18 protein-coding genes and 3 tRNA genes are annotated in these 20,740 nt (G+C 70.8%); 6 read left to right on the top strand and 15 right to left on the bottom strand.

Going from position 1 to position 20,740, the window contains the following annotated elements; genetic code table 11:
* The 6 genes from D471_RS0106250 to D471_RS42280 all read right to left on the bottom strand — a co-directional run.
* A partial coding sequence (locus D471_RS0106250) for a hypothetical protein (RefSeq protein WP_026127458.1) occupies window positions 1–287 on the bottom strand: 287 nt, incomplete at its 3' end.
* Window positions 288–677: 390 nt separating this feature from the next.
* A tRNA-Ala gene (locus D471_RS0106245) sits at window positions 678–750 on the bottom strand.
* A 110-nt stretch (window positions 751–860) separates the two neighbouring features.
* A complete protein-coding gene (locus D471_RS0106240) occupies window positions 861–1,691 on the bottom strand; it encodes an energy-coupling factor transporter transmembrane component T family protein (RefSeq protein ID WP_017597832.1) in 831 nt (276 codons plus the stop codon).
* On the bottom strand, window positions 1,684–3,444 hold the full coding sequence (locus D471_RS0106235) for an ABC transporter ATP-binding protein (RefSeq protein WP_017597831.1): 1,761 nt from the start codon (window positions 3,442–3,444) through the stop codon (window positions 1,684–1,686). The genes D471_RS0106240 and D471_RS0106235 overlap by 8 nt, the downstream gene beginning before the upstream one ends.
* Window positions 3,441–4,373 (bottom strand): hypothetical protein, encoded by a 933-nt coding sequence (locus D471_RS0106230; RefSeq protein ID WP_017597830.1) that lies wholly within the window; start codon window positions 4,371–4,373, stop codon window positions 3,441–3,443. The genes D471_RS0106235 and D471_RS0106230 overlap by 4 nt, the downstream gene beginning before the upstream one ends.
* A gap of 10 nt (window positions 4,374–4,383) precedes the next feature.
* The gene (locus tag D471_RS42280) at window positions 4,384–6,015 is read right to left on the bottom strand and encodes an HAD-IA family hydrolase (protein WP_040688577.1); all 1,632 of its coding nucleotides are present in this window, start codon (window positions 6,013–6,015) and stop codon (window positions 4,384–4,386) included.
* 154 nt (window positions 6,016–6,169) lie between these two features.
* Between D471_RS42280 and D471_RS0106220 the strand changes: the two genes are divergently transcribed.
* Window positions 6,170–7,198: a LacI family DNA-binding transcriptional regulator gene (locus D471_RS0106220; RefSeq protein ID WP_040688565.1), complete on the top strand. Its 1,029-nt coding sequence runs from the start codon at window positions 6,170–6,172 to the stop codon at window positions 7,196–7,198.
* Between the two features lie 464 nt (window positions 7,199–7,662).
* Complete coding sequence (locus D471_RS0106215) at window positions 7,663–8,757, top strand: amidohydrolase family protein (protein WP_017597827.1); 1,095 nt, start codon at window positions 7,663–7,665, stop codon at window positions 8,755–8,757.
* 394 nt (window positions 8,758–9,151) lie between these two features.
* Here the strand turns inward: D471_RS0106215 and D471_RS0106210 are convergent.
* Window positions 9,152–9,224, bottom strand: a tRNA-Ala gene (locus D471_RS0106210).
* A gap of 153 nt (window positions 9,225–9,377) precedes the next feature.
* Here D471_RS0106210 and D471_RS0106205 point away from each other — a divergent pair.
* On the top strand, window positions 9,378–9,671 hold the full coding sequence (locus tag D471_RS0106205) for a GroES family chaperonin (protein ID WP_017597826.1): 294 nt from the start codon (window positions 9,378–9,380) through the stop codon (window positions 9,669–9,671).
* Between the two features lie 47 nt (window positions 9,672–9,718).
* Here D471_RS0106205 and D471_RS0106200 read toward each other — a convergent pair whose 3' ends face one another.
* Entirely contained in the window at window positions 9,719–10,288 is a 570-nt protein-coding gene (locus D471_RS0106200; RefSeq protein WP_017597825.1) for a TetR/AcrR family transcriptional regulator, read from the bottom strand.
* Window positions 10,289–10,451: 163 nt separating this feature from the next.
* Between D471_RS0106200 and D471_RS0106195 the strand changes: the two genes are divergently transcribed.
* Window positions 10,452–12,221, top strand: coding sequence for an ABC transporter ATP-binding protein (locus tag D471_RS0106195; protein WP_017597824.1), 1,770 nt, complete (start codon window positions 10,452–10,454; stop codon window positions 12,219–12,221).
* A gap of 7 nt (window positions 12,222–12,228) precedes the next feature.
* Here D471_RS0106195 and D471_RS0106190 read toward each other — a convergent pair whose 3' ends face one another.
* The 3 genes from D471_RS0106190 to D471_RS0106180 are packed head-to-tail and all read right to left on the bottom strand — an operon-like array spanning window position 12,229 to window position 15,321.
* Entirely contained in the window at window positions 12,229–13,134 is a 906-nt protein-coding gene (locus tag D471_RS0106190) for a carbohydrate ABC transporter permease (RefSeq protein WP_017597823.1), read from the bottom strand.
* Window positions 13,131–13,979: a carbohydrate ABC transporter permease gene (locus tag D471_RS0106185; protein ID WP_026127456.1), complete on the bottom strand. Its 849-nt coding sequence runs from the start codon at window positions 13,977–13,979 to the stop codon at window positions 13,131–13,133. The genes D471_RS0106190 and D471_RS0106185 overlap by 4 nt, the downstream gene beginning before the upstream one ends.
* 55 nt (window positions 13,980–14,034) lie before the next feature.
* On the bottom strand, window positions 14,035–15,321 hold the full coding sequence (locus tag D471_RS0106180; protein WP_017597821.1) for an ABC transporter substrate-binding protein: 1,287 nt from the start codon (window positions 15,319–15,321) through the stop codon (window positions 14,035–14,037).
* A gap of 333 nt (window positions 15,322–15,654) precedes the next feature.
* Between D471_RS0106180 and D471_RS0106175 the strand changes: the two genes are divergently transcribed.
* Window positions 15,655–17,313, top strand: a complete 1,659-nt coding sequence (locus D471_RS0106175) for a glycoside hydrolase family 13 protein (RefSeq protein WP_017597820.1) — start codon at window positions 15,655–15,657, stop codon at window positions 17,311–17,313.
* A gap of 255 nt (window positions 17,314–17,568) precedes the next feature.
* On the opposite strand, the gene D471_RS0106170 is transcribed toward D471_RS0106175, so the two are convergent.
* The 4 genes from D471_RS0106170 to nadD form a co-directional block, all read right to left on the bottom strand.
* A tRNA-Ala gene (locus tag D471_RS0106170) sits at window positions 17,569–17,641 on the bottom strand.
* 83 nt (window positions 17,642–17,724) lie between these two features.
* Window positions 17,725–18,351, bottom strand: coding sequence for a histidine phosphatase family protein (locus D471_RS0106165; protein ID WP_017597819.1), 627 nt, complete (start codon window positions 18,349–18,351; stop codon window positions 17,725–17,727).
* Window positions 18,352–18,377: 26 nt separating this feature from the next.
* Window positions 18,378–18,776: a ribosome silencing factor gene (gene rsfS, locus D471_RS0106160; RefSeq protein WP_017597818.1), complete on the bottom strand. Its 399-nt coding sequence runs from the start codon at window positions 18,774–18,776 to the stop codon at window positions 18,378–18,380.
* Between the two features lie 17 nt (window positions 18,777–18,793).
* On the bottom strand, window positions 18,794–19,366 hold the full coding sequence (gene nadD, locus D471_RS0106155) for a nicotinate-nucleotide adenylyltransferase (RefSeq protein WP_268645995.1): 573 nt from the start codon (window positions 19,364–19,366) through the stop codon (window positions 18,794–18,796).
* A 289-nt stretch (window positions 19,367–19,655) separates the two neighbouring features.
* On the opposite strand from nadD, the gene D471_RS0106150 reads away from it, so the two are divergent.
* Window positions 19,656–20,690, top strand: coding sequence for a M48 family metallopeptidase (locus D471_RS0106150; protein ID WP_017597816.1), 1,035 nt, complete (start codon window positions 19,656–19,658; stop codon window positions 20,688–20,690).
* The last annotated feature ends 50 nt before the right edge of the window (window positions 20,691–20,740 follow it).

Below are 20,740 nucleotides of genomic sequence, written 5' to 3'. Positions count from 1 at the left end.
CGCCCCCGCCACAGATCCGGGGAGTCGGCGGGCTCGCGGAGAGTGTGCTCGGAGAGGAGGTCGTAGCTGTCGCTCAGCACCTGCTCGACCTTGTCGACCGCGGCGACCCGGACCACCTGGTCCCACTCGGCCGTGGTGAACGGCTCCGTGACGGTCCGCCGAACGGCGGGAGCCGGCGCGGGGACGTGGACGGCGGGCGCGGACTCACAGTTCCGACAGGAGGCCGACGACGGTTCGGCGGGGCGGAGGAAGGCGGGAAGGGAGATCCGGGTCCACAGACTGCGCATTGCACCCCCGTGTGCGTCGGTTTTGGGGATTTGTCTGTTTGGACGCGAATGGCGGCGAGCCGGTTCCCTCGCACACGAGGTTTTCGGATCAGGAACCCGGCACACCGGGGGTCCGGGGGTCGTCCCCCCGAAAAACAGATGCGGGCCGCGGCGAGCCGGTCGAAGACCGGCGAGCAGCAGCCCGCAACTCGTGGACCCTGGGCGACCCAACTACAACCCCCGGGGCAAAGCCCCGCGTTGCGAGAGAGAGCCCCGCCCACCCCACCGATCACCGCGACCCCGGCCACAGGGGGGTACCCCGGGGGGTTCGGGGGGGTCTCCCCCCGGAAAACACGAAGGACGACCCGGCGAGGCGGCCGAAGGCCCCCGAGCAGGGTCGTCCCGAGTCCGTGGAGCTATGGGGATTCGAACCCCAGACCTCCTCCATGCCATGGAGGCGCGCTACCAACTGCGCCATAGCCCCGTGCGAAGCGACGAAGAAGAGTCTACCGGACGACGCGGGGTGGAATGACCGACCGACGGCGGGCGCCCCGTCCCGGGTTCCCGGGGCGCCCGCGGTGTGGACGTTCGTGTTCAGACGGCTCCGCCGAGGAGGGGGAAGGCCCGGCCGACGGTGAAGCAGACGGCCACGAGGGCCAGCGTGGCCCCCAGGAACAACGCGTCCCAGCGGTCCGCCCTCAGCGCTGCGAGGCGGATCCGTCTGCCGTCGGGGTGCTCGGCCGCGTAGGTGAACCCCCGGGTCTCCAGGGCCTCCACCGTGGTCCGCGTCCGCTTGGCCGTGTTGAGCATGAGCGGGTAGAACGCGGCCACGAGCGTCGTGGCCGTACGGACGGCCACCCGCCAGCCGAGGAACCCCTTCGAGGCCAGGGGCGCGGCGCGCAGCCGGTGCCCGTCGACCACGGTGTGGAACTCCTCCATGAGGACGGGCAGCATCCGGTATCCGTAGCTGACTCCGAAGCTGACCATGGCGGGCGCGTGCAGGCTCAGCAGGGCGTCGGAGAGCTTCTCCGGGTCGAGCGAGACGAACGCAGCCATGCTGGCCAGGCTCACGGTCGCCAGCTTCAGGGTGAACTCGGCCATCGCCAGGACGGTACTCGCGTCACCGCCGAACAGCCACGCGGCGAACAGGACGTACAGGCCCTCCAGGACGAAACCGATGACGAACAGTCCCAGGATCAGCGGACCGACCCTGCTGAGCACGACGGCCGCGGCGCACACGACGAACAGCCCGGCGAGCACGGTGACGTTGTGGGTGAACCACGGAACCACCGCGAGGATCAGGTACCAGCCGATCACGACCCGGGGGTCTCTCCCGGCCAGCAGCCCGCCACGGGTGGCGTAGGCGGTCCGGAGCAGTTCGAGTTTGACCCACTCCACCGAGAGCCGGTCGCGTTCCCTACGCACGCTCCCCCACCTCCTCCGCCGGGATCCCACCCAGCCTGCTCACGAGTTCCGGCACCGACAACGGCGGCGGCTCCACGCCCAGGGCCAGCCCCAACCGCGTGACCTCGGGCGCCACCAGCCCCACGGACTCCATGAGCGCGGTGTCCGCGAACAGGCCGGCCGGATCGGTGTCGGCCGCGACCCGTCCCCCGTCGAGCACGAGGACACGACCAGCCCACTCGGCGACCAGATGCATGTCGTGGGTGGCCACCACCGTGCACCGAATGGTGCCGGAGAGCGCGTCCAACATGGCGATGACCGCGTCACGGCTGGCGGTGTCCAGGCTGGACGTGGGCTCGTCCAGCAGGAGCAGGGCGGGGCTCGTCGCCAGCCCGACGGCCAGCGTCGCCCTGCGCTGCTGGCCGCCGGAGAGCAGACGGCCGTCGCGCCCGGCGAGACCGGACAGCCCGACTCGGTCGAGGACCTCGGCGACCAGGGTGTCGGTGTCGGTTCGGCCGCGCCCCCTCGGGAACATGGCCACGTCCTCGTACACGCTGTCCTTGAGGAACATCTGCTCGGGGCGCTGGTAGAGGTGGCAGACCCGGTCGGCGAGAGCGTTCGGCCGTACCGTCCGGGTGTCGGTTCCGCCGACTCGCACGGTCCCCTCCCTGGGCACCTTCAACCCGGTGAGCAGGCGCAGCAGCGTGGACTTGCCCGCCCCGTTGCCACCCACGAGGGCGACGCGCTCCCCGTCGCGCAGGGTGAGGTCGAGGCCGTCCAGGACGACGGACAGGTCTCCGCCGACGCCGCGGTAGCCGTGCCGTACTCCGGCCAGTTCCGCGACCGTCTCCCCCGTGGGCTCCGACCCCGCCACCCGCACGGCGCGGCGGTCCGGCGGAAGGGCGTGCGGGTGTCGGCTTCGCAGCCGGTCGGCGGCCTCGGTCACGGTCAGCGGGGGTGGGGCGGCCGGATCGAGTCCGCGCGCCACCCGTACCACCTGGGGCGCGGGAATCCCGTGGCGTTCCAGTTCCTCGGCCCGGTCCATCGCCGCACGGGTCGGCAGGTGCCAGACCGGCGCGCCGTCGGCCATGAGCACCACGGAACGGGCGTACCGGGCCACGTACTCCGCGTGGTGCTCGATGACGACGACCGTGGTGCCCAGGCGGCGGTTGAGGTCCTCGAGCACCTCGTAGATCCGCGCCGCCCGGGCCGGGTCGAGTTCGGCGACCGGCTCGTCCACCACGACCACGCCCGGGCGCAGCGCCATCACGCTGGCCAGCGCGACCAGGTGCTGCTGGCCTCCGGACAGTTGCCAGGTGAACCGGTCCGCGAGGTGGGCGACGCCGAGCAGCTCCATGGCCTCGTCGGTGCGTTCACGATGGTCGGGCAGGCCGAAGTTGACGGGGCCGAAGGCGACCTCGTCGCGTACGGTGGGCCGCACCAGTTGGTTGCCGAAGTCCTGGTAGACGTATCCGACGAGGTGGGACAGCGCGCCGACGGACACCTCACGGGTGTCCCGGCCCAGGACCCTGACCCGGCCCTCGAAGGTTCCCGACCAGTAGTGCGGGACCAGTCCGTTGAACGTCTTGCAGAGGGTGGTCTTGCCGGACCCGTTACCGCCGACCACCGCGACGAAGTCGCCGCGCTCGATCCTCAGGTCCACTCCGCGCAGGGTGTCGTGGTCGGCGCCGGGGTAGCGGAAGGCCAGGTCCGACACCTCGACCGCGGGCGCGTCGGCGGGCCCCGGCCCCGTGGCGGCTTCGGTGGAGGTCATGGCCGCCGCTCCCCCACCTGGCGGTCCTGGGCGGCGCGCCGTCCGCGCGACCGCAGGACGAACCGGACCGAGACGACCAGCCCGACGAGCACGATGAGCGCCGCGGACGCGCCGACCCACAGGAAGCGGGCTCCGTAGAGCTCGACGAAATCGGGTTCCCACACGCCGAAGTTGTCCACGATCTCATTGGTGAACGCCGCGATCATCGCCACGAAGGACAGGAAGACGGCGAGCAGGAGGAACGCACCCGTCCCGCGTTCGGCGAGCGGGATCCGGTGCCGGGCGTCGCGCGGCGCCAGGCCGAGCAGCGGCTCGATCCTCCCGTGCAGCCGGGGCCCCAGCGCCATGGCCGGAAGGACACCGAACAGGACGCCGCTGATGACGAGGGCGACCGCGAAGTCGACTCCCTCCAGGACGAGGACCGACTCGGGCAGCCCGGGCACGGAGTCGGCCTCCTCGACCCCCACCCACACCTTGGCGACGTCCACGGTGGCGGACAGCATCTTGTCCACGACGACCGTGACCACGCTGGCCAGGGCGAGCTGCCACCTGCGGCCCGGGTCGCGGACCAGGCAACCGGCGACGTAGAGGGCCAGGAACATCTGGAGGTAGCCCTCCAGTTCCCCGATCCCGGAGAAGTCACCCATGAGGAGGTCGGCGAAGACGATCTCGCCGAGGGGCGCTCCCAGGGCCGCGTACAGCGGGTGGAAGAGGGCGACCATGAGCACGGGAACGAAGGTCAGGTAGGACACCCCGAGTTCGACGGGGCCGACCTGGATCTCGGGGAGGACCTCCGTGACGATGTTCGCCAGTCCGAACAGCGTCATCGAGAGAACGAAGACCATGAGCTTCTGACCGGAGTTGAGTTCCGGCGGGCCGGGGCGGCCCCGGAGGTCGGGGATCGCGGCGGTTCGGGAGGAGTCGGCCATGACGCGCCTTTCAGGTGCTGGAGGGGGTGAGGGGGAGGGGTGTGTCGGCCCACAGGCCGAGGAGGTCGTGCATCTGGTCGATGACGTGTTGGGGCCGTCGCTCCGGCGGTCCGGTGAGCGCGGCGTCGATCTCGTCGTCGTCGGCCGACCCGCCGCGCACGACCACGGCCGTGCCGACCCCGGCCGCGTGGGCCGCCGCGACGTCGCGCCAGGGCTTGTCCCCGACGAACCAGCAGTCGGCGGGGTCCACACCGAGGGCGGTGACGGCGGCGCGGACGGTCGCGGGGTCGGGTTTGCGACGGCCGAGTTCGTCGGAGTAGACGTGGGCGCCGACGAGGTGGTCGAGACCGAAGCGGTCGAGCTCCTCGCGCGCCGCCCGGCCGCACACGGTGTTGGAGACGATCGCGACCGGGATCGCGCGGTCGGCGCAGAACTCCAGGACCTCGCGGACCCCGTGGCGCGGCGCCGCCCGGCTCTTGGACCGGGCGTACTCCAGGGTGAGCTGGGCCGACTCGGCCAGGAGCAGGGCACGGGCGCGCTCGGGCAGGTCCCGCCCGACCATGTCGTGCCAGAACTCCCGCGGGGTGATCTCGGGGATCGGCCCCGCGTCCGGGTGACCGGCCTTCCAGGCCCGATAGCGGTCACGGCCCTCGCGGACGAGGGCGGCGACGGCGTCGGGGGTGGTCGCGTACCCGACTCGGCCGAGCCGTTCGGCGACGCTCCCGGCGAAGGAGTTCCAGGCGTCCGGGGTCGGTGTGGACAGGACGACGACCCCGCCCTGGTCCAGCAGGAGGGCCCCGGGGGGACGTCTCCCGGCGGGAGGACGGTGGTCGGGCGCCGGGGAGGGGACAGCGGACACGGGGCGGCTGTTGCGAAGGGGGGACACCAGGCCCTCCGGGGTGTCCAGGACGGCGTCGGCCCGGTCACGTACGGGGTAGGGCGGGGTGTCGGTGTGGTGGTGGCGGGTGAGGACCACCGCGCCCACACCCGCGCGCCGCCCGGCGACCACGTCCCGGTCCTGGGTGTCGCCGACATACCAGCAGCGTTCGGGGGCCGTGCCGAGCGCCCTGGCGGCGAGGCGGATCATCTCGGGGTGGGGTTTGCGGACACCGACCTCGTCGGAGTAGACCTGCACGCCGAAGTACTCCTCCAGGCCCGCCTCGCGGACGAGGGCCCGGTGGGAGCGGCCGGAGTGGGCGTTGGAGACCATGCCGACGCGCACCCCGAGGTCGCGGGCGGCGGCGAGGAGGTCGCGGACGCCCGGCCGCACCTCGTGTTCGGACAGCAGGGGGGACATGGCGGCCAGGAGCCCGGCGGCGTCGCCCGCCAGGACCTCCCGTGCCCGCGCGTCCAGGTCGGAGGCGAGGAAGTCGACCCAGATCGTACGGTGGTCGAGTTCCTCCGGGGTGCGGCGCCGTCCGGCGGCGTTCTTCCAGTCCTTGAGCGCGGCGAGCCCGGCGTCGAGTGATCCACGCAGCAGCTCGACCGCCACGTCGTGTCCGGCGCGGGCCAGGACACCGTGCAGGTGGCGGACGACGGCGGCACGGCCGTCGGGGCGCTTGCGGGTCTGGAAGACCACTCCGCCGAAGTCGAGGAGGAGCGCCTCCGGGCGGAGGAGCAGGGGCGGGGGAGGGTTGTCCACGAACGTCTCCTGTCGGGTCGGGGCCGCGTTCACCAGCGACCCTAGGCACGCGCCACCGACACCGCGGATCCTGTGGATGACCCCGGGGGAAACGAATCTGGAACGTTCCAGATTCGAATGGGCCGTCCCGCCCCGAACACGACACAATGGTGGGGTGACGACCACAGGCGGAGGCGGGCGGACCCGGCGCGGCGGACGTCCCACGATCGTGGACGTCGCCGCCGCCGCGGGGGTGTCCAAGTCGCTGGTGTCCCTGGCTCTGCGCGGGGACGACGGGGTGAGCGCCGCGACCAGCGCCCGCATCCTGGCGGCCGCGGAACGGCTCGGATACCGCTCCAACGCCCTTGCCCGGGGCCTGGTACAGGGGCGCACGATGATCCTCGGGGTGCTCCTCACCGACCTGGCGAACCCCTACCACACCGAGGTCGTGGCGGGGGTGGAGGAAGCGGCGGAGACCAGGGGCCTCACCGTCCTCCTGGCGCACGGACGACGCGACCGGGCACGGCTGACACACCAGCTCGACGCGCTGTTGCAGCTGAACGTGGACGGCGTGGTCGTGGTGAGTTCCTGGGTCGAGCCGGACGCGCTGGCCGACGCGGCGCGCCGCGCCCCGGTCGTGATGGTGGGACGCCCCGACCGTTTCACCCGGGGTGTGGACACCATCGCCAACGACGACCGCGCGGGCGCGGAGGCGGCGGTCCGGCACCTGGCCGGGCTCGGGCATGAGCGGATCGCCCACCTGTCGGGATCACGGCGCCCGGCCTCGCGCGCCCGTCGTGAGGGGTATCGGGAGGCCATGGTCTCCCTCGGGGCGGAGAGGCACGTGGCCGTGTGGGAGACCGGCGACGACCCGCGCGGGCGGGAGCGCGCCGCCCGGGCCCTGCTGGCCGCCCGGCCGACGGGGGTCTTCACCGTCAACGACCTGGCCGCGCTCGCGGTCCTGGACCAGGCCCACGCGGAGGGGATCGCCGTCCCGGAGGAGCTGTCGGTCGTGGGGTACGACAACACCGCCCTCGCCGAGACCGTACGCCCCCGCCTGACCAGTGTGGACCAGCCTCGCCTGGTGATGGGGGGCCTGGCGGTGGAGATGGTGGTGGAGCGCCTGTCGGGGCGGAGTGAGGACCGGCACGAGGTCCTCTCACCGAACCTCGTGATCCGCGCCTCGACCGCTCCCCCGGCGTAGGTTCCCCTCCGAGCCGGCCCCGAAGCCGGGGCGCCAGGCACAACGAGCCCGATGATCCGGCCCGAAACGGAGTCGTCGCCGACCGCCGCGCGCCCGGCACCCGCGCCGACCGGCGCCCCGCCCGTCCGCGAAGCGGCCATGCGGACGACAGCCGACCCAGCCATTCCGTCAGCAGTCGCCGTTCGGCGCGGCTGAGGACGTTCCGGCCGGGCGGCGCGGCGCGCGGCGGCGTGGATGATCCGGGCCGCGAGGTCCTCCTCGACGCGCGGTTCCTTGATCGGACCCTGCCGGTCGGGGGCGACGTGCTTGGCCGCCGGGGGCTCGGGTCAACAGGCATGTATCAACGATAACGCCATCCAAGCATCACTTTTTTATCGATGTTAACGCAATAGTGTTGACAGTGTAATTATCAGCGATAACATTTATGTCATTCCATTGGAAACACGCGTGTGAGGAGCACCGCCATGCCCGACCGCCTGCGGATCATCGGAGTGGAAGAGACCGTCGTCGTACCCGCCGTCTATGAGGCGTACCGGCGGGCGGGATCGCCGCAGATCCCCGCCCGCGGCTTCGGGGACGGCCCGATCGCCGAGAACCTGCGCGAGGTCGGTGAGCGGCGGCTGGCCCACATGGACGACCAGGGCATCGACGTCGCCGTGCTGTCCCTGTCGTCGCCGGGTGTGCAGGACCTGCCGGAGACCGACGCGATCGCCGTGGCCCGTGAGGCCAACGACCAGCTCGCGGAGATCGTCGCCTCGCGCCCCGACCGCTTCCAGGCGTTCGCCGCGATCCCCACCCAGTCACCGGCCGCGGCCGCGGCCGAGCTGGAACGCGCGGTGGGCGAACTGGGTTTCCCCGGCGCGATGCTGTACGGCCGCACCGGAGACAGACTGGCCGACCACCCGAGCAACGACGAGCTCTACGCCACCGCCGAGCGGCTGGGTGTGCCACTGCACTTCCACCCGCAAATGCCGGTCCAGCCGGTGATCGACGCCTACTACTCCAACATCGGCCAGATCGGCACGCCGCTGGCCGGGGCGGCGATCGGCTGGTATTACGACCTGGGCGTGCAGTACCTGCGGATGATCTTCTCGGGCGTCTTCGACCGGTTCCCCGATCTACAGGTGATCGCCGGACATTGGGGCGAGGTCGTCACGTTCTACCTCGACCACATCGGATTCTTCGCCGAGGCCGGTGGCCTTCAGCGGCCGCTCGCCGACTACTTCACACAGAACTTCTGGGTCGCCGGCAGCGGCACCAACAGCCCCCGCTACCTGCGCTGGACCGCCGAGGTCATGGGCACCGACCGGATGCTGTACTCCACCGACTACCCCTTCACCTACGGCTTCCGTCCTGGCGGCTTCCCCTACGTCGACACCAGCGGCGGCGCCGCACGCTCCTTCCTGGAGGGGGCGCCCTTCACCGACGGGCAGAAGGCCGACATCGCCCACCGCAACTGGGAACGCCTCACCGCCCGTGCGACCGAGCGCGCGGCGGTCCGAAGCCTGGCGACGGCCGGCGGCGACGCCCTCTCCGACGGTGGAGGGGGTGCTGCGTGAAACCCGTTCGGCGCGCTTCCCGGCCCCCGGCGTCGGCCGAGGGTTCCCAAGCGGTCCAGAGCGGACCTTACGCAAGCCAACGACAACCCGTGGGGCGAAGCCCCGCGTTGCGAGAGAGTGCCCCGCCCACCTCGTCGACCTGCGCGACCTCAACCGCAGGGGGTACCTCGGGGGGTTCGGGGAGTCTCCCCCCCGGTAAACACGACGGACGACCCGGCGAGGCGGCCGAAGGCCCCCGAGCAGGGTCGTCCTGAGTCCGTGGACCTGACGGGACGTCACTCGAACCCGCGGGGCGAAGCCCCGCATCGGGGGTCTGGGGGTCGTCCCCCAGAAGAAACGACGAGACGACCCGGCGAGCGCGGTCACGCGCGAGCAGGATCGTCTCGGAGTCGAGTGGAGCTATGGGGATTCGAACCCCAGACCTCCTCCATGCCATGGAGGCGCGCTACCAACTGCGCCATAGCCCCTGGTGTGCCGGGCGGTTCCCCCGCTCGGCGTTGGGAACACTCTACCGGAGTTCGTGAGTGGGTCGTGCCATCGGCCTCCGCCCTGGGCGGGGAGGACCCGTGGGCGGGGCCGAATACCCTGGAATGGTGCCCGAATCAAAGCTTGAAATCCAGATGCTCCATGACCGCCTGTTGGTGAGGGCGGTCCCGGACAAGAGCGAGCGGCGCAGCAGCGCCGGTCTGGTCATTCCGGACACGGTGAAGCTGGCGACGAGGCTCGCCTGGGGTGAGGTCTGCGGCGCCGGAACGGGCGCCCGTCACGTCAAGACCGGCGATCGCGTGCTGTTCGACCCCGAGGACCAGGGCGAGGTCGAACTGAACGGCGAACGTTACGTCATCCTGCGCGAACGCGACGTGCACGCCGTCGCCAACGAATCCCCCGAGCGGGGAACCGGCCTCTACCTCTGATCCGTCGCCCGCCGCGCCCTCCCGCGCGGCGGGCTCCACCGCCCGGTTCACTTCCGCGGTTCGGTGGACACCGCCTTGACCAGGGACAGCAGGCACATGTTGAGTGCCTCGAAGGCGGGCACCCTGGCGACCCAGACGTAGGTGGCCCCGGCGTACAGGCCCGACCACAGCAGCTGCTGCGCCCACAGCGGCGTGATCCTGGGGTCGATGGTGCCGTCCTCGTGCCCTCGTTCGACGAGCTCGTACAAGGCCAGGTCCGCGGGACTGTTCCACTCCTCCTGCGGACTCTGCTGTGTGGCGTCGTGATCCCCGAAGGCGGCCATGACCGCCTTGCGCACCCCGAAGTACTCCGCGACCAGGCGGGAGAAGGCCTCGATGGCGGTGCCGTCGGTGGTGCGCGCCCGCTCGGTGGCCTCGTTGACCAGCTCCTCGACGTATTCCCCCAGGGCACAGATGAGGTCCGAGCGCTCGGGGAAGTAGCGCTGGAGCGTGCTCCGCGCCACCCCGGCGGTTCTGGCCACATCCGACAGCGGCGCCGCCGAGTTCTCCCCCAGGACCTCGACCGCCGCTTCGAGGATCGCCCGGCGGGTGCGCGCGCGTGTCCTCGTCTCATCCATCGCAGAAGCCCTGTTCGCCATGGCCTCCATCCTAGACCGGCAGATAATCAGTTGACGATAATAGGTCAGTCATGACCTAATTCAAGTCATGGATGATCAATCACCGGACACTGTCGCCCGTTCATCCTCGGACGAGAGCGAGCCCCGATTCGCCCAGTTACGCGTGCTGTGGTCGTTCGTGCGCCCGCACCGGGGCACCCTCCTCCTCGGCCTGGTCCTGGCCCTCTTCGGCTCGGCCCTGGAACTGGCCAGCCCGATGATCATCAAGCTGGTCCTGGACACCGTCACCGAGGGGGGTGGGCTCGGCGCGCCCGTCACGCTCCTGCTCGGCCTGTTCGCGGCTGGGGCGGTCCTGGGTCTGTGGCACTGGATCCTGCTGGGCACGATGTCCGAGCGGATCGTCCTGGACGCCCGGACCTCGATCGTCCAGCGCTACTTCCGCGCGGCGATCCTGTCGCTGAACAAGCGACCGCTCGGCGAGCTGGTCACCCGTGTCACCTCCGACACCGTGCTCCTCAACAAAGCCGTCGGCCACAGCGTGGTCAGCCTCGTCAACGGCACCGTCCTGCTGGTCGGCACACTCGTCATGATGGCCCTGCTCGACCTGGTCCTGCTGGGCACCGCGGTCGTCGCGGTCGTCGTCGTGTCGGTGCTCTTCATGACCCTGATGCCGGCGATCGCCCGGCACCAGGAGCGCGCCCAGGCCTCGCTCGGTTCCATGGGCGGTGTCCTGGAGGGCGCCCTGCGCGCCATGCGCACGGTCAAGGTCAGCCGGGCGGAGGAGCGACTCGGCGACCGGATCCTGCGCGACGCCCAGGAGTCGGCCGAGCACAGCGTCCGCGCGGTGCGGCATCAGGCCGTCGCCATGACGATCGCCTTCAGCGGGGTGCAGCTCGCCATCATCGCCATCCTCGGGTTGGGCGCCGTGCGCGTCGGCGCGGGAACGATCGAGGTCTCCACCCTGGTCGCCTTCCTGCTCTACGCCTTCACCCTGATGGGTCCGGTCTCGGAGCTCTCCCAGAGCGTGACGGACCTCCAGTCGGGCGTCGCCGCCGCGAGACGGATCCGCGAGGTGGCGCGGATCCCGCTCGAACCGGAGGCGGACCCCGGTGCGGCGGGCACGCCGGACGCCGTCGTCTCCCCCTCCGGAGACTCCGACGACGTCCTGCTGGAGCTGCGCGGGGTCACCGCGAGGTACGCGCCCGGCACGAAGGCGGCCCTCGACTCGGTGGACATCACCGTGCCGCGGCGCGGACACACCGCGATCGTCGGCCCGTCGGGGGCGGGAAAGACCACCGTGTTCTCCCTCCTCCTGCGCTTCCTGGAACCGGAGGGTGGCCGGATCCTGCTGGACGGCCTCCCCTACCGGGAGCTGAGCCCGGCCCGGGTGCGCGAGCGGTTCGCGTACGTGGAACAGGACACACCCGTGGTGCCTGGAACTCTGCGGGAGAACCTGGTGTTCGGCCGACCGGACGCGAACGAGGCGGACATCGGCCGGGTCCTGCGTGAGGTGCGGCTCGCGGACCGGGTGGACGCCTTGGCCGACGGACTGGACACCCCCGTCGACGCGACCTCGTTCTCCGGGGGCGAGCGCCAGCGGGTCGCGCTCGCCCGCGCCCTGTTGTGCTCGGCGGACGTGCTGCTGCTCGACGAGGCGACATCCCAGGTGGACGCGATCACCGAGGCCGCCGTCACCGAAAGCGTGCGCCGCCACGCCGAGCGGGCCGCGGTGGTGACCATCGCGCACCGCCTGTCCACGGTGATCGGCGCCGATCGCATCATCGTCATGGAGGAGGGGCGGGTGCGCGCGAGAGGCACCCACCGGGACCTGTTGGAGCGGGACGCGCTGTACCGGGAGCTGGTGGCGGCGCTGCGCATCGGCGGTGTCACCGAGGACGGGCCCGAGGTTCCCGAGGCCTCACCCGCGCGGTGACTTCCGTTCACCCCTTGACGGCCCCCGAGGTCAGGCCCGCCACGATCCGGCGTTGCAGAAGCAGGGCGAAGACGATGAGCGGGATCGAGACCAGGACCGAGGCCGCCATGATCTGCCCGATCGGGTTCTCGTAGCCGACCCTCTCGAAGGTGCCCACGAACACCGGGACGGTCTGCACGTTGAGGTCGTTCGGGGCGAAGGAGAAGGCCAGCAGGAACTCGTTGGTGGCGTAGACGAAGGTGAGGATCGCCGCCGCCCCCACGCCGGGGGCGGCCAGCGGCGCGACCACCCGTAGGAAGGCCTGGAACGGCGTGGCGCCGTCCACCTTGGCCGACTCCTCGATCTCCTTCGGGATGCCCGAGAAGAACGTGGCGAGGATGAAGATGGACAGTGGCAGGGTCAGCGCGACGTAGGGGATCACCATGCCCGTGTACGTGTTGAGCAGGTTGATCCCCGTCCACTGGTTGAGTTCCAGGTACATCTGGTACAGCGGGTTGACCAGGGCGACCGGTGGGAACAGCGTCGCGACCAGAGTCACCGCCAGGATCACGAACTTGCCCGCCAACGGCAACCGGGCCAGCGCGTACCCCGCCAGGGAGGCCACCGGGACGCAGACCACCGTCGTCACCGAGGCCACGATCAGCGAGTTGCGCAGCGCGAAGTGGAAGCCCTGGCCGATGATCTGCCGGTAGTTGTCCAGGTCGAACGGCCCCTGGAGGATGTTCGGGTCGGTCAGCGCCACCGATCCCGTACGCAGGCTGGTCATCGCCATCCACAGGAACGGGAACAGGCACCAGCCCAACACCAGGAGCAGCCCCAGCGGCTTGAGCGCGTTGACCGCCGCCGGGGGCGTCCCCCGACGGCGCGCGGTCCCCGGCCGGGTCGGGGCCGCCGTCCGCGTCCGGCCCGTCATCGCCTCTCCTTCCGTGCCACGTCGCCCACCATGTGGCGGCCCATCCGGCTGATGAAGGCCAGTCCGACGAGCATGACGACGACGAACGTCACCGTGGACAGCGCGTTGGCGTACCCCGGTTTCGGGTCAGCGACCAGGAACCGCTGCGCGTACACCGACAGGGTCGCGACCGAGTTGGAGTACCCGGCGAACACGTACGCGAAGTCGAACATGCGCAGCGCGTCCACCGTCCGGAACAGCAGTGCGACGACGATCGCCGGGCGCAGCAGCGGCAGGGTGATGTGCGAGAACCGCTGGACCGCGCCCGCTCCATCGACCTTGGCCGCCTCGTAGTAGTCCTTCGGGATGGTCTGGAGACCGGCCAGGAGCAGCAGCGCCACGAACGGCGCGGTCTTCCACACGTCGGCACTGATGATGGCGACCATGGTCCAGGTGGGGTCCCGCAGCCAGTTGATGTCGGTGCCGAGCACCGCGTTCACGAAGCCCGGGTTGCGATCGAACATGTACCGCCACACCTGGGCGGCGACCGCGGTGGGGATCACCCAGGGCACCAGGATGACCGCCCGGGTCAGGCCCCGGCCAACGAACGCCTGGTGCATGATCAAGGCGAACGCCATCCCGATGGCGAACTCCAGCGCCACCGACGTCACGGTGAACACCAGCGTGTTGCCCACGGCGTTGTAGAAGCCGGAGTCGCTGAGCACACGGAGGTAGTTGTCGAGGCCTACGGGCTCGCGCCGGAACCCGCGGATCCGGTACAGGCTGATCCCGATCGCGTAGAGGACCGGGAAGAGCGCGATCACGGCCATGAAGGCGAACGACGGGGTGAGGAACACCCACCCCATCGCCCGTTCTCCCAAGCCCTGTCGCATGCGGACGTTCGTGGTCGTGGTCATGGCCCTACTCTTGTTCGAGCGCGGCGTCGGCCGCCTGGTCGACGTCCTCCAGCGCCGCGGCCGGGTTCTCCTGCCCGATGTAGGCGGGGTGCAGGTTGTCCTGGATGGCCAGGGACAGAGCGTTGTATCCGGGCACCGGCGGACGCGCGTGCGCCTGGGCGAGAACCTCGCCGAGCAGCTCCAGACGCGGGTCGTCGACGTCGTCGTAAGCACTGGTCAGGGTCGGAGGCAGACTGCTGTCGGCCAGGATCGCCTGGGCCTCGGGATCGGTGGCGGCCCACAGGACGAACTCACGGGCGAGCTTGGGGGTGTCGCTGAGCGAGCTGACGGCGTTGTTGAGCCCGCCCAGCGCGCTGGTGGTGCCCTCACCGGTGAAGGTCGGCAGCGGAGCGACCGCGAAGTCCCCGGCGACCGCGCTGCCCTCGCCCTCCAGGAGCGGGACGGCGTAGGGCCAGTTGCGCATGTAGACGGCCTCGCCCGCCTGGAAGAGGGCACGGGCGTCGTCTTCGACCATCGAGTCGAAACCCTCGGCGTAGAAGCCGGTCTCGTAGGCCTCGGTCATGAAGTCCAGTGCGGTCTCGGCGGCGTCCCCCTCCAGGAAGGTGCTGTACTCCTGGGCGTCGTCGAACAGCTCGCCGCCCGCCGACCAGTACAGCTCCAGGAAGTTGACGACGAAGCCTTCGTAGCGGTCGCCCTGGCCGACGTAGGCGGAGACACCCGCTTTCCCGGCCGCCTCGGTACCGGTCTCGTAGAGCTCCTCCCACGTGGTGGGCGGTTCGTCGATGAGGTCGGTGCGGTAGTAGAGGAGCGCGCCGTTGGAGGAGTAGGGCAGTGCGTACAGCTCCTCCCGCCACTGGGCGCTGTCGACCGCGCCCGCCAGGCTGGTGCCCTCGATCCTCGGCCTGAACTCCTCCAGGCTCTCGAGGTAGCCGAAATTGGCGAACTCTCCAGTCCAGATCACGTCGAGTCCGAGGACGTCGAACCCCCCGGCCTGGCTCTGGAGGTCCTGGAACAGGGCCTGGCGCTGCTCGTCGGCGGTGGGCGCCAGGAAGAAGATGTCGACCCGCCGGTCCGGATTCTCCTCGTTCCACAGCCGGGCGACGGCCTCGTGGATCTGCCGGTCGGCGCCGGTGAGCGCCCAGACGAACCGCGGGTCGTCGGCCAGACCGGCGGTGCCGCCGCCCCCGCCCGGCGGTTCCCCGCACGCGGCGGCCACGGTCAGGACCAGTGCCCCGAACCCGGCGGCGCAGGTGCGGACCGCCGCCCCCGCACGCCGTGCGATGACGGACATGGCGCTCTCCTTTCGCGCCGGCCGGAGACGGGCGCGCGGTGTCGAGCCGGTCGTGGATCAACCGTGAGGCTCTCCGGAAGGAAACAGTGCCGTCACCCTCATCGTTCTCTAACGTGGTCCGCATGTCCAACAGGCCCGCGAGCACGCGTGATGTCGCCCGGCGGGTCCGTCAACGCGTCCAGGGGTCGGCCGATCGCGACACGCTCGCCTGTCAGGTCCGCGAGGTTCGCTCCTGGCGGGGCCGCCCGCCCGGATCATCCTCCGGCGCTCCATCGCGGCCGTGAGGGGAACGCGCGGTCTGACCCGACGCACAATCGACCACAGGGGGAACTCATGCAGCAGTGGTGGCGCGACGCGGTCCTCTACCAGGTCTACCCGCGCAGTTTCTCCGACTCCGACGGTGACGGCGTGGGCGACCTCCCAGGGATCACGGCCAGGATGGACCACATCAGCGACCTGGGCGCCGACGGAATCTGGCTGACCCCGTTCAACCCCTCGCCATGGGCGGACGGCGGCTACGACGTCGCCGACTTCCGGGACGTGGATCCGCTGTTGGGAAGCCTGGACGACTTCGACACCATGGTGCGAGCGGCCCACGAGCGCGATCTTCGCGTGATGATCGACATCGTGCCCAACCACACCTCCGAGGCACATCCCTGGTTCCGCGCGGCCCTGGCGGCCGGGCCCGGATCGCCCGAACGCGACCGGTACGTCTTCCGGGACGGCCGGGGGCCGGACGGGGAACTGCCACCGTCCAACTGGCGGTCGACCTTCGGCGGCCCGGCCTGGACCCGGGTGCCCGACGGGCAGTGGTACCTGCACTTCTTCGCCCCCCAGCAGCCCGACCTGAACTGGGACGACCCGCGGGTGCGCGACGAGTTCCGCGACATCCTCCGGTTCTGGAGCCGCCGCGGGGTGGACGGGTTCCGCGTCGACGTCGCCTACGGGCTGGTCAAGGACCTGGCCGAGCCGCTGCGCGACCTGGTCCTGGTGGACGGCGGCCGGTACGAGGACATCGCGGCCAACCCGGACCATCCGCTCATGGACCGCCCCGGGGTCCATGACGTCTACCGGGACTGGCGCCGGGTCCTGGCGGAGTTCGACCCGCCCCCGACCACCGTCGGCGAGGTGTGGCTGCCCGCCGACCGCCGGATCCGCTACACCCGCCCCGACGAACTGGACCAGACCTTCAACTTCGACTTCCTGCTCACTCCGTGGGACGCCGGCTCCTATCGGCGCGTGATCGATGCCTCCATCACCGACGCCGCGCGGACGGGCACGGTGGCGACGTGGGTGACCAACAACCATGACCTGGTGCGTCGGGTGTCGGTCCTGGGCCTGCCCCCTGGCACCGACCTACGGACCTGGCTGCTCGGTGACGGCCGCGACCCCGCCCCGGACCTCGATCTGGGCACGCGCCGCGCCCGGGCGCTGGCCCTGCTGATGCTGGCACTGCCCGGGTCGGCCTATCTCTACCAGGGGGAGGAGCTGGGGCTGCCCGAGGTCGCCGACCTTCCCCCCGAGGCGTTGGAGGACCCGCGCTGGCCACGCAGCGGGCACACCGACAAGGGAAGGGACGGCTCACGGGTCCCGCTGCCGTGGACGGTGGACGGCCCCTCCCACGGCTTCGGTGACGGAGGTTCCTGGCTCCCCCAGCCCGCGGGGTGGGGTCGTTGGTCGGTGGAGGCTCAGGCGGGGGATCCGGGGTCGACTCTGAACCTGTACCGGCGGGCGCTCGCCGCACGGCGGGGGTTCTCCGCCGACGAGTCCCTGACCTGGGACGCGGAGCTGGACGGCGGTCCCCTCATGGCGTTCTGGCGCGGAGCGCAGACACTGGTCCTGGTCAACACCGGTCCCGACGCGGTGCGGCTCCCGCCGGGGGAGGTCCTGGTGGCCAGTGCCGAACTGGACGGGGCGCTACCGGGCGACACCGCCGTGTGGTTGCGCCGCCCGCGCGCGGGGGACGGTCAGTCCTGCGTCTCCCCCCGGTAAACGCGACGGCCGAAGGCCGAGCGGCACACCGGGGGGTTCGGGGGGTCGTCCCCCCGGCAAACACGACGGACGACCCGGCGAGGCGGCCGAAGGCCCCCGAGCAGGGTCGTCCTGAGTCCGTGGACCTGACGGGACGTCACTCGAACCCGCGGGGCGAAGCCCCGCATCGGGGGTCTGGGGGTCGTCCCCCAGAAGAAACGACGAGACGACCCGGCGAGCGCGGTCACGCGCGAGCAGGATCGTCTCGGAATCGAGTGGAGCTATGGGGATTCGAACCCCAGACCTCCTCCATGCCATGGAGGCGCGCTACCAACTGCGCCATAGCCCCGTGTGGGAGTCGTGCGGGTGTGTCGCCCGCCGACTCCCAGAACCTTAGCGGAATCCGGCGCGAACGTCGAAACGGAGTCCCGGTCAGGCGTCGTCGCTGAGCACGACGGGCTCTGGAAGGCTCGCGGCGTTGTGTTCCATGAGCCGCCATCTGTCCCGTCTGCGTTGGAGGACCGACCAGCAGCAGTTGCTGAGCGGGCCGAGCACCTCCCGCTGCCCGTCGGGGATCCCCAGCATCCTGGAGATACCCACCCGAACCGCGGCGCCGTGGCTGACGACGACCAGCAGTCCCCCGGACGGCGTCCGCTCCAGCGCACGGTCGACGGCCGCGGTCATCCGGTCTCCGACATCGGAGATGTCCTCCCCGTCGGGGATGTCCATCACGGCGTGCTGGGCGGGCCAGCGGGCGGACAGTTCCGCCCCGGTCAGTCCCTCCCAGGAGCCGCCGAAGCGTTCACGCAACCCTTTGTCGTACTCGACCGCGACCCCTGACGCACGGCTGAGGTACCCGGCGGTGTCGGCCGCCCTCCGCAGGTCGGAGGCGACGATGACGTCGGGTTCCAGGGTGGCGAGCACGCGGCCCGCCCGTTCGGCCTGGGCGTGGCCGAGCCGGTCGAGTTCGATGTCGGTCTGTCCCTGGAAGCGGTTCTCGACGTTCCAGGCCGTACGTCCGTGCCGCCAGAACAGCACGCGGGGGATGGTGTCGCTCACGTGGTCGCGTCTTCCTCGTTCGGCGGCTACTGCTCGTCCAGCGGGGTGCGCTCGGCGCCGCGCGCGTTCTCGGGAAGGCTGATCTCGGGGCAGTCCTTCCACAGGCGTTCGAGGCCGTAGTACCCGCGCTCCTCCTCGTGCTGGATGTGCACGACGATGTCCGCGTAGTCCAGCAGCACCCAGCGGCCGTCCCGCTCGCCCTCGCGCCGCACCGGCTTGGCTCCGGCCTTGAGGCGGAGCTGGTCCTCGACCTCGTCGACGATCGCGCGGACCTGCCGGTCGTTGGGCGCCGAGCACAGCACGAAGGCGTCGGTGATGACGAGCTGGTCGCTGACGTCGTAGGCGATGATCTCCTGCGCGAGCTTGTCGGAGGCGGCCTCTGCGGCGACCCTGACCAGCTCCAGCGCCCTGTCGGTGGCTGTCACGTTGTGCTTGCTGCCTTTCAGCTCTCTCGGTAGAGCCCGGTCTTGTTGATGTAGCGGACGATGCCGTCGGGGACCAGGTACCAGATGGGTTCGCCCTTGCGGACCCGCTCCCGGCACTCGGTCGAGGAGATGGCCAACGCGGGAACCTCCACCAGCGAGACCTTGCCCTCGGGCAGCCCGGAGTCACTGAGGTGGTGCCCGGGACGGTTACAGCCTACGAAATGCGCGAGCTCGAAGAGTTCGTCGACGTTGTGCCAGCTCAGAATGGCACCGAGCGCGTCGGCTCCGGTGATGAAGTACAGCTCGACGTCGGGGCCGTAGGAGGCGCGCATCTCACGCAGGGTGTCCAGGGTGTACGTGGGCCCGGCGCGGTCGATCTCGATGCGGTCGACCCGGAACTGGGGGTTCTCGGCGGTGGCGATCACCGTCATGAGGTAGCGGTCCTCGGAGGGGGTGACGTTGTCGGGGTCCTTCTGCCAGGGCTGGCCCGTGGGGACGAACACGACCTCGTCGAGGTCGAAAAGGTGGGCCACCTCACTGGCGGCGACGAGGTGCCCGTGGTGGATGGGGTCGAAGGTGCCACCCATGATGCCGACCTTGGTGGGGGCGGCTCCGGCCCTGGTGGGCGCGCCGGTCGCTTCGTTGGCCACTGTGCGCTCCGTTTCGCCGTGGTCGTGGTCGTTGCCGGGATCGGCCAACCGAGATTAGCCGACGGGGTGTACCGTCGTCGGCGCTTTTTCCCGATATGCCCCTGGAACTGGGTCAACGAGTGGTGGGACGGGTTCCTTCCCCGCGGTTCCCGAAGGATCGGCGAATCACGTCATATCTCGATTGCCCGAAACCGTGGCCAACCGCCATCGCGACGCATAGCATGCCGGTATGGCGAACTCACCAGACCGCGTACGCGTCCGGCTCTCCGAGATCTCACCCCGCGCCTACGAGCACCCGGCCGACCGGGGCGCCCTGGTCGCGCTGCGCTCGCTGCGCGGGTTCGACGAGGTGTTCAAGCGCATGTCCGGGCTCTTCAACGAGCGGGCTCTGCGCCTGATGTTCCTGTCCAGCGCGGTGCGCGTGGGCCCCACCCAGTTCCCGCACCTGCACGACTACGTGCGCGACGCCGCCTACGTCCTGGACCTGGACGAGGTTCCCGAGCTCTACGTCCAGATGAACCCCAAGCCCAACGCGATGGCGATCGGCAGCCAGAAGCCGTTCATCGTCATGACCACGGGTCTGTTCGACCTGCTCGACGCCGAGGAGCAGCGGTTCGTCATCGGCCATGAGGTCGGCCACATCCTCAGCGGCCACGCCGTCTACCGCACGATGCTGCTGGCCCTGATCCAGCTCGCCGCCCGCGTGGCGTGGATCCCGCTGGGCTACATCGGCCTGCGCGCCATCGTGGCCGCGCTGGAGGAGTGGTACCGCAAGTCCGAGCTGTCCTGCGACCGCGCGGGCGTCCTGGCCTGCCAGGACCCCGAGGCGGGCAAGCGCGCGCTGATGAAGATGGCGGGCGGCTCCACCCTGGCGGAGATGAACCCCGACGCCTTCCTGGAGCAGGCCCGCGAGTACGAGCGCGGCGGCGACGCACGCGACAGCCTCCTCAAGCTACTCAGCCTCAGCGGGCAGACCCACCCGTTCGCGGTGGTCCGCCTGGCCGAGCTGCACCGGTGGGTGGAGGACGGTTCCTACCAGCGCATCCTGGGCGGTGACTACCCGCGCCGCTCCTCGGACCGCGACGCCAGTGTCGGCCAGGAGGCCCGCAACGCCGCCAACCACTACAAGGACGCGTGGGAGCGATCGGAGGACCCGCTCCTGGGCACCCTGCGCGACGTCGCCGGAAGCGCGGCCAGCGCGGGCGGGAAGATCTTCGACACCGTCGCCGACCGCTGGCGGGGCGGGTCCGCCCAGAAGTCCTGACGGGTCCCGGACGTCCGGACGCGCCGGCGGCCGGCCTGACACCCCGCCCC

This window comes from Nocardiopsis lucentensis DSM 44048, from assembly GCF_000341125.1.
GTDB lineage: Bacteria > Actinomycetota > Actinomycetes > Streptosporangiales > Streptosporangiaceae > Nocardiopsis > Nocardiopsis lucentensis.
Note: the sequence above shows the minus strand (reverse complement) of the source record. Positions and strands in the feature narration are given on the sequence as shown.